Below are 13203 nucleotides of genomic sequence, written 5' to 3' on the forward strand. Positions count from 1 at the left end.
CCGCCGCACGACCCGGGCCCCCGTCCGGTCGACCTAGAACAGCGAGAAGTTGATCGTCACGACGCTGTTCTGCGGCCGGGGCTGCCCGGCCTGCGGGCTCTGCGAGGCCACCTTGCCGGTGCCGAACAGGTTGAGGCCGGAGGTCTGCACCTTGAACCCGGCGTCGGCGAGCGCCTTGGCCGCCGCGTCCTTGTCCAGACCGACCACGTTCGGCACCGGGACCATGCCCTTGCTGACCACCAGCGCGACCGGGGAACCGACCGCCAGCTGCTCGCCCGCGCCGGGCGAGGCGCTGACCACCGCGCCCTTGGCCACCGTGTCGTCGAAGGACTCCGTCACCGTGCCGGGCGTCAGCCGGGCGTCCGTCAGCGCCTTGCGGGCGGTCTCCAGCGGCTTGCCGGCCAGCTCCGGGACGGGGATCCGCTCCGGGCCCTTGGAGAGCCTGACCTTCACCGAGTCGCTCTTGCGCAGCTTCTGCCCCACCCCGGGATCGGTGGAGATCACCTGCCCGGCCTTGACCGACTCGCTGAACTCCTCGGTGTAGGTGCCGTGCAGCCCGGAGTGGTCCAGCGCCGCCTGGGCCTGCGACTGGCTCTGCCCGAGCACGCTCGGCACCGTCGCGTAGACCGCGCTGGACAGCACCCAGGTGGTGCCGCCGACGAGCACGAGCAGCACGGCGGCCACGGCCGCCCAGATGAACGGCTTGCGCGAGCGCGGCGCGCGCTCCGGTCCCACCGCGCGCAGCTGCATCGTCCGGTGCCCGGGGGCCTCGTCGACCGGCGGGCGAGGCGGCAGCAGGTCCGGCGGGACCTCCAGCACGCTGGTCCGCTCGACCGGCGGGGTGATCACCGAGGTGACGTCGCCGGTCGAGTACTGCGGGGTGAGCCGGGAGGAGGCCGGCGGCTCGGCGTCCAGCTGGGTCTGGCTCAGGCCGCGGCGGACCCGCTGGAGGGTGGCCAGCAGCTCCACCGCGTCCCACGGCCGGGCCTGCGGGTCGCGCGCGGTGGCGGCGGCGACTATCGCGTCCAGCTCGGGGCCGACGGCCGGCGCCGACAGCGACGGCGCCGGGACGCTCTCGTGCAGGTGCATGTACATCACCTGGGCCGGGTTGTCACCGGTGTGCGGCTTGGCACCGGTGAGCAGCTCGTACAGCAGGATGCCGGCCGCGTAGACGTCCACCCGCTGGTCGGTCGGGTCCTGGCGGATCTGCTCCGGCGCCAGGTACGACACGGTGCCGAGCACGGTGCCGGCCTCGGTGGTGCTGGTGACCGCGCCGTCGGTGCCGGAGAGCAGCCGGACCAGGCCGAAGTCGGCGACCTTGACCATGCCGCCCTCGGTGATCAGCACGTTCTCCGGCTTGATGTCCCGGTGCACCAGGCCCGCCCGGTGCGCCGCGCCGAGGGCGGCCAGGATCGGTTCCATGACGTCCAGCGCGGCCCGCACCGACAGGGCGCCGCGGTCGCGCAGCACGTCCCGCAGGTTGCTGCCGGGCACGTACTCCATGGCGAGGAACACCGCCTGGCCGTCGGCGCCCTGGTCGAAGACGTTCACCACGTTCGGGTGCGCGAGCCGGGCGATCGCCTTGGCCTCGCGGATGAAACGGTCGGTGAAGTCGTTGTCGCCGACCAGCGACTCGTGCATGACCTTGAGCGCGACCACCCGGTCCAGCCGGGTGTCCAGGCCGCGGTAGACGGTGGCCATGCCGCCCGCGGCGATCCGCTGCTCGACCCGGTACCGGCCGTCGAGCAGGGCTCCGATGAGGGGGTCGCGCAGCGTCATGTCCACCAGAGGAGTGTAGGGGCGAAGGCCCCGGCGGTGGCCGGTGGCCTGCCCGTCGGGAGCAGTCTGTGCCGAAGTTGAGACCAGGTCAGAACGCCGGGTGCTCCCGGGTGTCCAGTTCGGCCCGTCCGGCCATGGCCGAGGAGGCCTCAGCGTGGAACCGGCGCGGGATCCGGCCGGCCCGGTGGGCGAGGCGGCCGGCCTCGACCCCGCGGCGCATCGCGTCGGCCATCAGCACCGGGTCCTGCGCCCGGGTCACGGCGGAGGCCAGCATCACCGCGGCGCAGCCCAGCTCCATCGCCAGGGCCGCGTCGGAGGCGGTGCCGGCACCCGCGTCCAGCACCACCGGGACGCCGGCGCTCTCGACGATCAACTGGAAGTTGTGCGGGTTGCGGATGCCCAGGCCGGAGCCGATCGGCGAGCCCAGCGGCATGATCGCGGCGCAGCCGACGTCCTCCAGCTTGCGGGCCAGCACCGGGTCGTCGTTGGTGTACGGGAGCACCGTGAAGCCGTCGTCGACCAGGGTCTCGGCGGCGTCCAGCAGCTCGATCGGGTCGGGCAGCAGGGTGCGCTCGTCGGCGATCACCTCCAGCTTCACCCAGTCGGTGCCGAGCGCCTCGCGGGCGAGCCGGGCGGTCAGCACGGCCTCCCCGGCGGTGAAGCAGCCGGCCGTGTTGGGCAGCACCCGGATGCCGTTGCGGGTGAGCACGTCGAGCACCGAGCCCCGGGTGCCGGGGTCGACCCGGCGCATGGCCACGGTGGTCAGCTCGGTGCCGGAGACCAGCAGGGCCTGCTCCAGCACCTCCAGGCTCGGGGCGCCGCCGGTGCCCATGATCAACCGGGAGGAGAAGGTCGTCCCGGCGATGGTGAGGGTGTCCGCGTCCGTGTCCGGCGCGGGGCCGGTGCCGGTGTCCGGTGCGAGGCGGGTGTCGGTCATCGCGCTCAGCCCCCCTGGACCGCGGTGAGGATCTCCACCCGGTCGCCGGCGCTGAGCACCGTCTCGCCCCAGGAACCGCGCGGCACCACGGCCTCGTTGAGCGCCGCCGCCACGCCCGAGGGCGCCTTGCTCAGCTGCGCCACCACCTCGGCCAGCGTGGTCGCGGCGGGCAGCTCGCGGGGCTCGCCGTTGACGGTGAGCGGGATCTGGTTCATGACGTGACCTCTGCGGTGAAGCGGCTGGGGGAGAAGGGGGCGGCGAGCCCGGGCACGGTCCCGGTCGCCAGGTGGTCGGCGATCAGGTCGGCGGTGACCGGGGTGAGCAGGACGCCGTTGCGGTAGTGGCCGGTCGCCGCGGTGAGGCCGGGCAGCGCGGTCGGGCCGAGCAGCGGGGCGTTGTCCGGGGAGCCGGGCCGCAGCCCGGCGCCGGTCTCCACCAGCGGCAGCTCGGTGATGCCGGGGATCAGCTCGTGCGCGTCGCGCAGCAGCTCGTACACCCCGCCCGCGGTGACGGTGGTGTCGTGGCCCAGCTCCTCGCTGGTCGCCCCGATCACCAGCTCGCCGTCGGCCCGCGGCACCAGGTAGATGTGCTGCCCGCGCACCACCGCCCGCACGTTGCGGGACAGGAACGGCGCGTACGCCGGCGGGATCCGCAGCCGCAGCACCTGGCCCTTGACCGGGCGGACGGCCGGCAGCACGCCGTCCGGCAGGCCGGGCAGCAGGTGGCTGCGGCAGCCGGCGGCCAGCACCAGCTGCCCGGCGGTCAGCCGGGTGCCGTCGGCCAGCCGGACGCCGGTGGCCCGGCCGTCCGTGACCAGCAGCTCGGCGGCCTCGGCACGGTGCAGGACGACGCCCTCGCGGGCGCAGGCGGCGAGCAGGGCCCGCGACAGCCGCCGCCCGTCCACCTGGTGATCGCCCGTCACCTGGAGGCCGCCGCGCACGCCGGGGGCCAGCATCGGTTCCAGCCGGCGGCACTCGCGGCCGGTCAGCCAGTGCGACTCCAGGCCGAGCCGCTGGTGGAAGGCGAGCAGCTCGCGCAGCTCCGCCCGGTCGTCGGAGTCCAGCGCCACCGCCAGCGTGCCGGTCTGCCGGTACCCGGTGTCCAGGCCGGTGGACTCGGTGAGTTCGGCCGCGAACGCGGCGTACCGCTCGTTGGAGGCCATGCCCAGGCGCAGCAGCGGCTCCTCGCCGTACTGGAGCTCCGTGACGGGGGCCAGCATCCCGGCCGCGACCTGGGCCGCGCCGCCGCCCGGGGCCGGGTCGAGCACGGTGACCGCGAGACCGCGCTGCGCGGTGCGCCAGGCGACGCCGAGGCCGATGATGCCGCCGCCGACGACCAGGACGTCAGGTGTCCGTGCCAAAGTCGATACTCCCTTCGCCGGCATGACCCGGATCAGGTTCGGACGGTCGCGGGCCGCCTCAGCCCGCCTCTCAGCCCGGTGCGCCGGGCTCCCGTGTGTGGTGTCCGTCCACCATAACGCCGGGCGCGGCCCGGCCCGAAGGCGCGTACACGGCGTGGACGCGCGGTCGCTACGCTGGCCCGGTGGTCGAACTGAAGCGAACCGGACGGGTGGTCGTGGTCGGGGCCGGCATGGCGGGCGCGCAGGCCGCGCTGGGCCTGCGCCGCGGGGGCTGGGAGGGCCGGATCTCGTTGCTCGGCGACGAGCCGCACCGCCCGTACGACCGGCCGCCGCTGTCCAAGAACGTGCTGCTCGGCAAGGCCGACGACACCACCTTCGAGATCGACTGGGACCACCTCGGCGTCGAGCTGCTCCCCGGACGCCGGGCCCTCGCCGTGACCCCCGGGGTGCTGCGCACCGACGGCGGCGACCTCCCGTACGAGGCGCTGGTGGTCGCCACCGGCGCCGCGCCGCGGCCACTGCCCGGGGCGCCCGGCGCCCGCCTGCTGCGCACCGTCGACGACGCGCTGGCGCTGCGCGAACGGCTGCGCCCCGGCGTGCGGCTGGTGCTGGTCGGAGCCGGCTGGATCGGTGCGGAGACCGCCACGGTGGCCCGGCAGCTGGGCTGCGAGGTGACGGTGGTCGAGGCCGGGCCGGCGCCGCTGCCCGGTGCGCTGCCCGAGCCGCTCGGCGAGGCGATGGCCGGCTGGTACGCCGCCGCCGGGGTGGCGCTGCGCTGCGGCACCGGGGTGCTGGCCGCCGAGCCCGGCGCCGTGGTGCTCACCGACGGCACTCGGCTGCCCGCCGACGAGGTGCTGGTGGGGATCGGCGCCCGGCCCGCCACCGGCTGGCTGGAGGGCTCCGGCGTGGAGCTGGACGCGGCCGGGTCGGTCCTGGTGGACGAGCGGCTGCGCACCTCCGCCCCCGGCGTGTGGGCGGCGGGGGACTGCGTCTCCTACCCCTCGGCCCGCTCGGGCACCCGGCTGGCCGTCCAGCACTGGGACCACGCGTTGCAGTCCGGTACGGCGGCGGCCGCCTCGATCCTGGGCGCGGACGCGCCGTACGACCCGGTGCCGTACTTCTGGTCCGAGCAGTTCGGACGGATGGTGCAGTACGCGGGCCGGCACGCCGGAGCGGACGAGCTGCTCCACCGCGGTTCGCCCGATGAGCCGTCCTGGACGGTGCTGTGGCTGCGTCAGGGCGCCCTGGTCGCGGCCCTGTCGGTGGACCGGCCGCGCGACCTCAACCAGGCGCGGCGGCTGATCGACCGGGCTGCGGTGCTGGACCGGGCGCTCGCCGCCGATCCGGCCGTCCAGCTCAAGGCGGCGGTGGCCTGACCGGACGGCAGGTGCGCGGGGGTCGCCGGAGGTGGCAGTCTGGGGGCGTGAGCAAGATTGATCCCAAGATTGATGCCCTTGTCCCTGCGTGGCTCTACCTGCCCGACATCTCGGAGCTGTGGGGTGTGCAGATCACCGAGGTCCGGGACCAGGTGAGGAACCGGACCCTGCTGGCCGTCCGCCGCGGCGAGAACAACTCGCTCCAGGTGCCCGCCGCCTTCATCGAGCCGGACGGACCGGTCAAGCACCTGGTCGGCACCCTCACGGTGCTGCGCGACTGCGGGCTCGACGACGAGGAGATCCTCGAGTGGATGTTCACCGAGGACCCGTCGCTCCCCGGCAGCCCGATCCAGGCGCTGCGGGAGAACCGGGGCACCGAGGTGAAGCGCCGCGCCCAGGCCATGCTGCTGTGACGGTCGACGCCCGGGCCGCGTTGGAGGACGCCCGGCTGTACCTGTGCACCGACGCCCGCCGGGAGCAGGGCGACCTGCCCGAGTTCCTGGACGCGGTGCTGGCCGGCGGCGTGGACGTCGTCCAGCTGCGGGACAAGGGGCTGGAGGCCAGACAGGAGCTGGAGTACCTGGAGGTCTTCGCCGACGCCGCCCGCCGGCACGGCAAGCTCTTCGCGGTCAACGACCGGGCCGACGTGGCCCACGCGGCCGGTCCCCAGGTGCTGCACCTGGGGCAGGACGACCTGCCCGTCCCGGCCGCCCGCGCGGTCCTCGGCCCGGACGTGCTGATCGGCCGGTCCTGCCACGCCGAGTCCGAGGTGGACACCGCGCTGGTCGAGCCGGGGGTGGACTACTTCTGCACCGGGCCGGTCTGGCCCACCCCGACCAAGCCCGGCCGGCACGCGCCCGGCCTCGGCCTGGTGTCGTACGCCGCGGGGCGGCCGACCGACCGGCCGTGGTTCGCGATCGGCGGCATCGACCTGGGCAACCTGGACCAGGTGCTGGCGGCGGGCGCCCGACGGGTGGTCGTGGTCCGCGCCGTCACGGCGGCCGAGGACCCGGGTGCGGCGGCGGCCGAGCTGGCCCGCCGGATCCGCGCGGCCGTCTGACCGCCTCCCGGGTGCGGGCGCCCCGGCCCGGGGCGCCCGCGCGGGCTCAGTGGCTGCGGACGGTGGCCGCCTCGGCGAGGGCCCGCAGCACCCGGCGGGCCGGGCCGGCGCTGAGCGGGGCGGTCTCCAGTGCGGCCATCGAGTCCCGCATCAGCGTGTCGATCCGCTGCTCCACCAGGTCCGCGGCGCCGCTGCGCTCGACCAGCGAGCGCAGCACCGGGACCTCGTCGGCGGTCAGGTCGGGCGCGCCGAGCCGCTCGTCCAGGTGCCGGGCGTCGGCGGGCGACAGACCGCGCATGGCGTGCGCGACCAGCAGGGTCCGCTTGCCCTCGCGCAGGTCGTCACCGGCCGGCTTGCCGGTGACGGACGGGTCGCCGAAGACGCCGAGCAGGTCGTCCCGCAGCTGGAACGCCTCGCCGAGCGGAAGGCCGAAGGCCGCGTAGGCGGCGACCAGTTCGGGACCGGCCCCGGCCAGCACGGCGCCCACCTGGAGCGGGCGCTCGATGGTGTACTTCGCGGACTTGTAGTGCAGCACGGTCTGGGCGCGGTCCAGCGCTCCGGCGTCGGCGGAGTCCCCGGCGACCGGCTCCAGCACGTCGAGGTACTGGCCGAGCATGACCTCGGTGCGCATCAGGTCGAACGACGGCTTGGCCGCCCGGACGGCGGCGGGGTCGAGCCCGCAGTCGTTGAACAGCTCGTCGCACCAGATCAGCAGCAGGTCACCGAGCAGGACGGCGGCCGAGGCCCCGTACTGTTCGCGGTCGCCGCGCCAGCCGCTGGTGCGGTGCAGGGCCTCGAAGCGGCGGTGGACGGAGGGCAGGCCGCGGCGGGTGTCGCTGCGGTCCATCAGGTCGTCGTGGACCAGGGCGCTCGCCTGGAGCAGTTCGAGTGCGGCCGCCGCCCGGGTGATTCCCGGGGCATCGGCATGGCCGCCGGCGCCGCGCCAGCCCCAGTAGCAGAAGGCGGGACGCAGCCGCTTGCCGCCGTCCAGCAGGAAGTCGCGCAGGGCGTCGGAGACCGGACCGAGCTGCGGGGAGATGCCGGCGAGCAGGGCCGTGCGGCCGTCCATGAACTCGGCGAGGGCCGCGTTGACGCGTTCGCGCACGGCTTCCGCGTCGATGGGGTGGGTGGGCAGACCGGTGGGCGAACGCACGGGAGACTCCGGATCGATTGGCTGACAATCAGACTATCGGGGTGTTTGGAAGGCTTCTCACCGCCACGGATCGGACGTCTCGACAGGTGTCTCACTTGGTGGACCACGTTTGGTTGCGATCTCCGGATCCCGGCTAACCTGCGAGCATGGCACTCGGGATTCCCTCCACCAGAACCGACCGTGCGCAGACCGTGCGCGATCTGCTGGCGGCAGGTGACCGCTCGTTCTCCTTCGAGTTCATGCCGCCCCGCAGCGAGGCCGCCGAGCGCCGCCTCTGGGACGCGATCCGCCGGGTCGAGTCGCTGGACCCCAACTTCGTCTGCATGACCTACGGCGCGGGCGGCTCCTCGCGCGGCCGCACCGTCAACCTGGTCGGCCGGATCGCCACCGAGACCACTCTGACCCCGGTCGCCCACCTCACCGCCGTGGACCACTCGATCGCCGAGCTCCGCAACATCATCGGCCAGTACGCCGACCAAGGCGTGCGCAACGTCCTCGCGGTGCGCGGCGACCCGCCCGGCGACCCGATGGGCGAGTGGGTCCGCCACCCGGACGGCGTCACCTACGCCTACGAGCTGGTCGAGCTGATCCGCAGCATCGGGGACTTCTGCGTCGGCGTCGCCGCCTTCCCGCAGATGCACCCGCGGTCCGCCGACTGGGACGAGGACATCAGGCACTTCGTCGCCAAGTGCCGGGCCGGCGCCGACTACGCGATCACCCAGATGTTCTTCGAGGTCGACGACTACCTGCGGCTGCGCGACCGGGTCGCCGCGGCCGGCTGCCCGACGCCGATCATCCCGGAGATCATGCCGGTCACCAACATCAAGCAGCTGGAGCGCTTCCCGCAGCTGTCCGGCTCGGCGTTCCCGGTCGAGCTGGAGCGCCGCTTCCGCGCCGCGGCCGAGGACCCGGAGGCCGTGCGGGCGATCGGCATCGAGCACGCCACCGCGATGTCCGAGCGGCTGCTCGCCGAGGGGGCGCCCGGGCTGCACTTCATCACCCTGAACCACTCCACCTCCACGCTGGAGATCTACCAGAACCTCGGTCTCCACCAGCGCTGACGGACGGCCGCGGGCGGGCCCGTCCGGGATGTGGGGCCCGGCGCCGGGAACCGGTACAGTCGCCCGCAACCGCGCGGTACGCGACTGGAGGTAGCGGGGATGGGCATCGGACACCTGCTGCTGTACGTCGCGTTGGCGGTGGTCGCGCTCTGGCTGGTGGCCGAGCTGCTGCTGCAGAACCGGGCACCGCTGCACTGGCGGGCGCTCGCGCTCGCCGGCTTCCTGGGCGTGGTCGCCGGGATGCGGCTCCAGTCGGTGCTGGTGATAGGGGCCGGCGCGGCCGCCTTCGCCGCCGGCCAGACCTTCGTCACGCTGGCCGTCAAGCGCGGTCGGCCGGCCGGCTGGTCGCTGCGCCGCCCGGACGGCTCGCTGCCCGGCCCGCTGGCCAGGGTCCCGCTGCTCGCCGCCGCCACCGGCGGGGTGGCCGCGGTCGCCGCGGCCGAGACCGTGGCACCGGTCGGCGAGGTCGGACCGGTCGAGCCCGAGGACGGCCCGGCCCCCTTCGCCTACGAGCAGTTCCAGGAGCTCGGCCCCGACGACGGCGTCTACGCCGAGGAGCCCGCCGGGTACCAGCAGGCCCAGCCCGAGCAGCAGCCGTACTACCAGGACGGGTACCAGCAGGCCGGTTACGCCGACCAGCAGTGGCAGCAGCAGCCCGCCGTCGCGTACGACCAGTCGTACGACCAGTCGTACGGCCAGCCCTACGACCAGTCGTACGGCCAGTCGTACGGCCAGTCCTGGGAGCACCAGCAGCAGCCCTACCAGCAGCCGTACCAGGACCCGTACGCCCAGCCCCAGTACCAGGAGCCGTACGCGGCCCAGCAGCAGCCCGCCCAGAACTGGGAGTACCAGCAGCAGCCGCACCCGGGCATCCCGCAGCAGCCCGCGGCCGAGTACCAGCCGCAGCCCTGGGACTACCAGCAGCAGGGGTGAGGGTGCGCGAACTGCGGGCGAAGGGACCGGCCGGCTTCCGGTAGCCCGCCGGGAGAGCCCCGGCGGTGCTGCCGAGGAGGCCCGTTGTCCCGCACCGCCCATCACATCGCCACCGACCCCGCCGGCGCGTTCGGCCGGCTCGGCGCGCCGTGGCGCTCCGTCGAGCTGACGGACCTGCGCTACGCCTCCGCGCTGCTGCGCGCGGCCCGGCAGGAGGGCCGCCGCCCCCGTCCGCAGGCCGTCCGCCGCTCGGTGCGGGTCCACCGGTGGGCCCGCCACGCGGTACGGGACCGTTGGGTCGGCGGGTACGCCGCGCTCGACGAGCGGCGGGCCCGGCAGCGGCTGCGGCGCGAACTCGGCCGGCTGACCGCCCACCGGGACCCGGAGGCGGACACCACCCCGACCCGCCACCGGCACAGCGCCCGGTGGCTGTACTGAACGCCGCTCAGGCCGGGCCGATCAGACCCGCCGTGACCGCCGCGGACATACCCACCCGAGCCAGCCCGCCGCCCGGATGGGCGGCCGCGCCGATCCGGTAGAGGCCCGCCACCGGGGACCGGTTCGGCGCGCTGAGGAACGCGCCCCCCGCTCCGGCCAGGGCCGGCGCGGGCACGGCGCCCCAGGTGCGCGTCTCGCGCCACAGCAGCCGCTGTCGGACGTCGCACCCGGCGCCGGCGACGTGGTCCAGCAGCCGGTCGGTGTAGGAGTCGAGCAGCGCCGCGTCCACCCGCGCGGGGACGGTGACGGTCAGGGTGACCGCCTCGTGGCCGTCCGGGGCCAGGGCCGGGTCGCCGGGGCGCAGCACCTGGACGGTGGGCCGCCCGGGCAGCGCGCCGTCGGTGAACAGCTCGTCCCACTCGGTGCCCTGGTCGGCGGCGTGCACCACGGTCCGGTGCGGGGTTCCGGCGGGCCGGGCGCCGCGCAGGGCGAGGAACACCGAGAGCCGGCCGGCCCGGGCGGCGGGGGCCGGGGCGTCCTCGGCCGGTTCGGCCGTCAGCACCGCGTCCGCCTCGATCCGCTCCCCGCCGGCCAGCACCCCGGTGACCCTGCCGTGCCCGGTCAGGACCTCGTCCACCCGGGTGCCGAGGCGGAACTCCACGCCGCGCTGCTCGCACCGCCGGTACACCGCGTCGGCGAGCGCCCGGATGCCGCCGCCGACGTACCAGACGCCGAAGGACTGCTCCATGTACGGCAGGACGGTCGCCCCGGCCGGGGCCTCGCGCGGGTCGAGGCCGAAGCGCATCGCGTACTCGTACAGCAGCTCGCCCAGGCCGGGCCGGCCGCGCAGCTCGGTGGCGGCCACGTCCGCCAGCGTCCAGTGCGCGCGGCGGCGGCGCAGCCGGGCCAGGCCGCGCGGGGCCGGGACCGGGTACGGATCGGTGTGCAGCGGGGTCGGGTCGGCCGGGAGGGGTTCCTCCAGCAGGGGGCGGCGGGTGGCCTCCCAGACGGCGCGGCCCCGGTTCATCACCTCGCCCCAGGCCTCGCCGGAGCCGGCGCCGAAGGCCGCGTCGAGCGCCTTGCCGACCCCGCCCCGGGAGGCGTTGGGCAGCACCAGCTCGGTTCCGTCGGCGAAGACGTGCCGGCTCTCAGGGTCCACCGGGGTGAGCTCGACGAGCTGCTCCAGCGGCTCCCTGCCGGTCTTCAGCGCCAGGTCCCGGTAGACGGCCGGCAGGGTGAGCAGGGTCGGCCCGGTGTCGAACGCGAAGCCCTCGCGCTCGTACCGGCCGACCAGGCCCCCGTACGTGCCGGTGGCCTCGCAGACCGTCACCCGGTGGCCGACGGTGGCCAGCCTGGCGGCGGCCGCGAGCCCGCTCATTCCTGCGCCGATGACGACGATCCGTGCCATGGCAGACGATCTTAGGGCGTGCGTGCGGACCCGGTGCGCGGTGCGCCGGCTCAGTACGCGGGGGCGGCGGCCGTGCGGGCGGCCCGGCGCTCGCGGCGGCGCTGTACGAAGCGGCGGATCCGGGAGACCGCGAACAGCACCAGCAGCACCCCGAGGGCCAGCAGCACCGTCGCGACCGAGGCCGCGACCCAGGGACGGAAGATCGCCAGGGTGACGACGCCCGCCACCGAGAGGTCCTCCAGCAGGCTGACGATGATGTTGGAGGCCGGCTCGGGCGAGGTGTTGACGGCCATCCGCAGCGAGGCCTTGATCAGATGGCTGACCAGCGCGGTCGTACCGCCCAGGGCTCCGGCGGCGACCTCGCCGAGCGAGCCGGGGTCGTGCGAGGCCATCAGCGCCGCCACGGTGGCGCCGGCCGCCGGGCGGATCACCGTGTGGACGCCGTCCCAGACGGTGTCCACGTACGGGATCTTGTCGGCGACGGCCTCGCAGAGGAAGAGCACACAGGCCGCGACCAGCACGTCGGTGCGCTCCAGCACCGGCGGCACGCTGTCCGCGCCGCCGAACCTGCCGAACAGGCCCAGCAGCAGCACCACGGCGTAGGCGTTGATCCCGCTCGCCCAGCCGCTGGTGAAGATCAACGGGATGACGCTCAACTCTGTGCTCCCCTTCGCCCCGCCCGTCCGCCGGCCGGCCGGGCCACACCGTACCGGCACAAGGCCCGGCGCTGTCAGGACGCGGGGCGCGCCGGGACGGTTGCACCGCCGGCCGGCCCCGGCCGCACTGAGTACGGATACTCAGTCTCCCACTTGAGTACCCGAGCGGATGGCCTCCCACCTGCGAGGACGGCAGACTCTGCGGAGCGGGTGGACGAGCCGTCGAGGCCGTCGCGACCCGCGGCGTCCGGTCCGGACCGTCGACCGTGGGGGAACGGCGGCCCGGGACCGGGGCGCACCGGGCCGCTGCCCGGCCGGTCGGCGACGGGGGAGCCGGCCGGCCCGGCGCAGCCTCCGCGGTCCGCGGGGACCGGCACTGTCAGTGGCGCGGTTCACGATGGGAGGGCGCGGGTCGACCGGCCCGGGCACTCGCCTCGGACCGGGGGAGACCATGACCATCAGCCGTCCTGAGCCCGTCACCCGCCGCCCTGCCGCCGACCAGTCGCCCGCCGTCCCCCGGCCCGCCGCCACCGCACCGGTGCCCGGCGCCCGGGGCCGTGACGTCCACCCCGTGCCCCGCCTCGCCGCCGCCCCGCCGGCCGCGCTCGACCTGCTCCGGCACGCCCACCGCACCCTCGACCAGGCCCGTTCCCTCCAGGACCCGCTGGAGCGCTACGCCACCGCGCACCTCGCCGCCCTGCGCACCACCGCCGCGGTGCTGGCCGTGCGGGGCCGGCCCGAGCGGCACCCGCGCCGCCGCCAGGCCATCCGCAGCGCCTGGGAGCTGCTGCCCGAGGTCGCCCCCGAGCTGACCGAGTGGGCGGTCTACTTCGCGGCCGGCGCCCGCCGCCGGGCCGCCGCCGAGGCCGGGATCACCGGTGCCGCCGGCGTCCGGGACGCGGACGACCTGATCCGCAACACCGCCCTCTACCTCCGGATCGTCCAGCGGCTGCTCGGGCTGTCGCCGGCCCCGCCCGCCCAGCCCTTACCGATCGAGGAGGCCGGCTGAGCGGCCGGGCCCGCGGACGGCTCCGGGGAGGGG

At 75.4% G+C, this 13203-nt stretch carries 14 protein-coding genes and 1 riboswitch; of the genes, 7 read left to right on the plus strand and 7 right to left on the minus strand.

Going from position 1 to position 13203, the window contains the following annotated elements; all coding sequences use genetic code 11:
- Positions 1 to 33 precede the first annotated feature (33 nt).
- The 4 genes from pknB to thiO form a co-directional block, all read right to left on the minus strand.
- A complete protein-coding gene (gene pknB, locus ACIOFR_RS02365) occupies positions 34 to 1779 on the minus strand; it encodes a Stk1 family PASTA domain-containing Ser/Thr kinase (protein WP_400992128.1) in 1746 nt (581 codons plus the stop codon).
- A gap of 88 nt (positions 1780 to 1867) precedes the next feature.
- Complete coding sequence (locus ACIOFR_RS02370; protein ID WP_400991741.1) at positions 1868 to 2716, minus strand: thiazole synthase; 849 nt, start codon at positions 2714 to 2716, stop codon at positions 1868 to 1870.
- A 5-nt stretch (positions 2717 to 2721) separates the two neighbouring features.
- The gene (gene thiS, locus ACIOFR_RS02375; RefSeq protein ID WP_400991742.1) at positions 2722 to 2931 is read right to left on the minus strand and encodes a sulfur carrier protein ThiS; all 210 of its coding nucleotides are present in this window, start codon (positions 2929 to 2931) and stop codon (positions 2722 to 2724) included.
- Positions 2928 to 4100 carry a glycine oxidase ThiO gene (gene thiO / locus ACIOFR_RS02380; protein WP_400991743.1) on the minus strand — a complete coding sequence of 391 codons (1173 nt, stop codon included), beginning with the start codon at positions 4098 to 4100 and terminating at the stop codon, positions 2928 to 2930. Before thiO ends, thiS begins: the two co-directional genes overlap by 4 nt.
- A riboswitch (TPP riboswitch) is annotated at positions 4069 to 4181 on the minus strand. Its footprint overlaps the gene before it by 32 nt.
- A 77-nt stretch (positions 4182 to 4258) precedes the next feature.
- On the opposite strand from thiO, the gene ACIOFR_RS02385 reads away from it, so the two are divergent.
- Genes ACIOFR_RS02385 through thiE form a run of 3 tightly spaced genes read left to right on the plus strand, consistent with a single transcriptional unit; the run spans position 4259 to position 6512 of the window.
- Complete coding sequence (locus ACIOFR_RS02385; RefSeq protein WP_400991744.1) at positions 4259 to 5452, plus strand: NAD(P)/FAD-dependent oxidoreductase; 1194 nt, start codon at positions 4259 to 4261, stop codon at positions 5450 to 5452.
- Between the two features lie 47 nt (positions 5453 to 5499).
- Complete coding sequence (locus ACIOFR_RS02390; RefSeq protein WP_400991745.1) at positions 5500 to 5865, plus strand: Rv2175c family DNA-binding protein; 366 nt, start codon at positions 5500 to 5502, stop codon at positions 5863 to 5865.
- Positions 5862 to 6512: a thiamine phosphate synthase gene (gene thiE / locus ACIOFR_RS02395; protein ID WP_400991746.1), complete on the plus strand. Its 651-nt coding sequence runs from the start codon at positions 5862 to 5864 to the stop codon at positions 6510 to 6512. The genes ACIOFR_RS02390 and thiE overlap by 4 nt, the downstream gene beginning before the upstream one ends.
- Positions 6513 to 6558: 46 nt before the next feature.
- Here the strand turns inward: thiE and ACIOFR_RS02400 are convergent, their stop codons facing one another.
- The gene (locus tag ACIOFR_RS02400) at positions 6559 to 7665 is read right to left on the minus strand and encodes a polyprenyl synthetase family protein (protein WP_400991747.1); all 1107 of its coding nucleotides are present in this window, start codon (positions 7663 to 7665) and stop codon (positions 6559 to 6561) included.
- A 146-nt stretch (positions 7666 to 7811) separates the two neighbouring features.
- On the opposite strand from ACIOFR_RS02400, the gene metF reads away from it, so the two are divergent.
- The 3 genes from metF to ACIOFR_RS02415 all read left to right on the plus strand — a co-directional run bounded on the left by metF (position 7812) and on the right by ACIOFR_RS02415 (position 10097).
- Positions 7812 to 8726: a methylenetetrahydrofolate reductase [NAD(P)H] gene (metF, locus tag ACIOFR_RS02405; protein ID WP_400991748.1), complete on the plus strand. Its 915-nt coding sequence runs from the start codon at positions 7812 to 7814 to the stop codon at positions 8724 to 8726.
- Positions 8727 to 8825: 99 nt separating this feature from the next.
- Positions 8826 to 9659, plus strand: coding sequence for a hypothetical protein (locus tag ACIOFR_RS02410; protein WP_400991749.1), 834 nt, complete (start codon positions 8826 to 8828; stop codon positions 9657 to 9659).
- Between the two features lie 84 nt (positions 9660 to 9743).
- Positions 9744 to 10097 (plus strand): hypothetical protein, encoded by a 354-nt coding sequence (locus ACIOFR_RS02415; RefSeq protein ID WP_400991750.1) that lies wholly within the window; start codon positions 9744 to 9746, stop codon positions 10095 to 10097.
- 7 nt (positions 10098 to 10104) lie between these two features.
- On the opposite strand, the gene ACIOFR_RS02420 is transcribed toward ACIOFR_RS02415, so the two are convergent.
- Together ACIOFR_RS02420 and ACIOFR_RS02425 are read right to left on the minus strand one after the other, a co-directional pair.
- The gene (locus tag ACIOFR_RS02420) at positions 10105 to 11505 is read right to left on the minus strand and encodes a phytoene desaturase family protein (protein ID WP_400991751.1); all 1401 of its coding nucleotides are present in this window, start codon (positions 11503 to 11505) and stop codon (positions 10105 to 10107) included.
- A gap of 50 nt (positions 11506 to 11555) precedes the next feature.
- Positions 11556 to 12161 (minus strand): DUF4126 domain-containing protein, encoded by a 606-nt coding sequence (locus ACIOFR_RS02425; RefSeq protein ID WP_400991752.1) that lies wholly within the window; start codon positions 12159 to 12161, stop codon positions 11556 to 11558.
- A 451-nt stretch (positions 12162 to 12612) separates the two neighbouring features.
- Here ACIOFR_RS02425 and ACIOFR_RS02430 point away from each other — a divergent pair, with 451 nt between their 5' ends.
- Positions 12613 to 13170, plus strand: coding sequence for an SAV_6107 family HEPN domain-containing protein (locus ACIOFR_RS02430; protein WP_400991753.1), 558 nt, complete (start codon positions 12613 to 12615; stop codon positions 13168 to 13170).
- The last annotated feature ends 33 nt before the right edge of the window (positions 13171 to 13203 follow it).

This window comes from Kitasatospora sp. NPDC088346 (assembly GCF_044740765.1).
Classification (GTDB): Bacteria; Actinomycetota; Actinomycetes; order Streptomycetales; family Streptomycetaceae; genus Kitasatospora.

What these genes read in the sequence shown, in the direction of transcription:
- thiS (WP_400991742.1), bottom strand. Translation starts at nt 2,931, where the DNA reads ATGAACCAGATCCCGCTCACCGTCAACGGCGAGCCCCGCGAGCTGCCC.
- thiO (WP_400991743.1), bottom strand. Translation starts at nt 4,100, where the DNA reads ATGCCGGCGAAGGGAGTATCGACTTTGGCACGGACACCTGACGTCCTG.
- pknB (WP_400992128.1), bottom strand. Translation starts at nt 1,779, where the DNA reads ATGACGCTGCGCGACCCCCTCATCGGAGCCCTGCTCGACGGCCGGTAC.
- metF (WP_400991748.1), top strand. Translation starts at nt 7,812, where the DNA reads ATGGCACTCGGGATTCCCTCCACCAGAACCGACCGTGCGCAGACCGTG.
- ACIOFR_RS02370 (WP_400991741.1), bottom strand. Translation starts at nt 2,716, where the DNA reads ATGACCGACACCCGCCTCGCACCGGACACCGGCACCGGCCCCGCGCCG.
- ACIOFR_RS02420 (WP_400991751.1), bottom strand. Translation starts at nt 11,505, where the DNA reads ATGGCACGGATCGTCGTCATCGGCGCAGGAATGAGCGGGCTCGCGGCC.
- ACIOFR_RS02430 (WP_400991753.1), top strand. Translation starts at nt 12,613, where the DNA reads ATGACCATCAGCCGTCCTGAGCCCGTCACCCGCCGCCCTGCCGCCGAC.
- ACIOFR_RS02410 (WP_400991749.1), top strand. Translation starts at nt 8,826, where the DNA reads ATGGGCATCGGACACCTGCTGCTGTACGTCGCGTTGGCGGTGGTCGCG.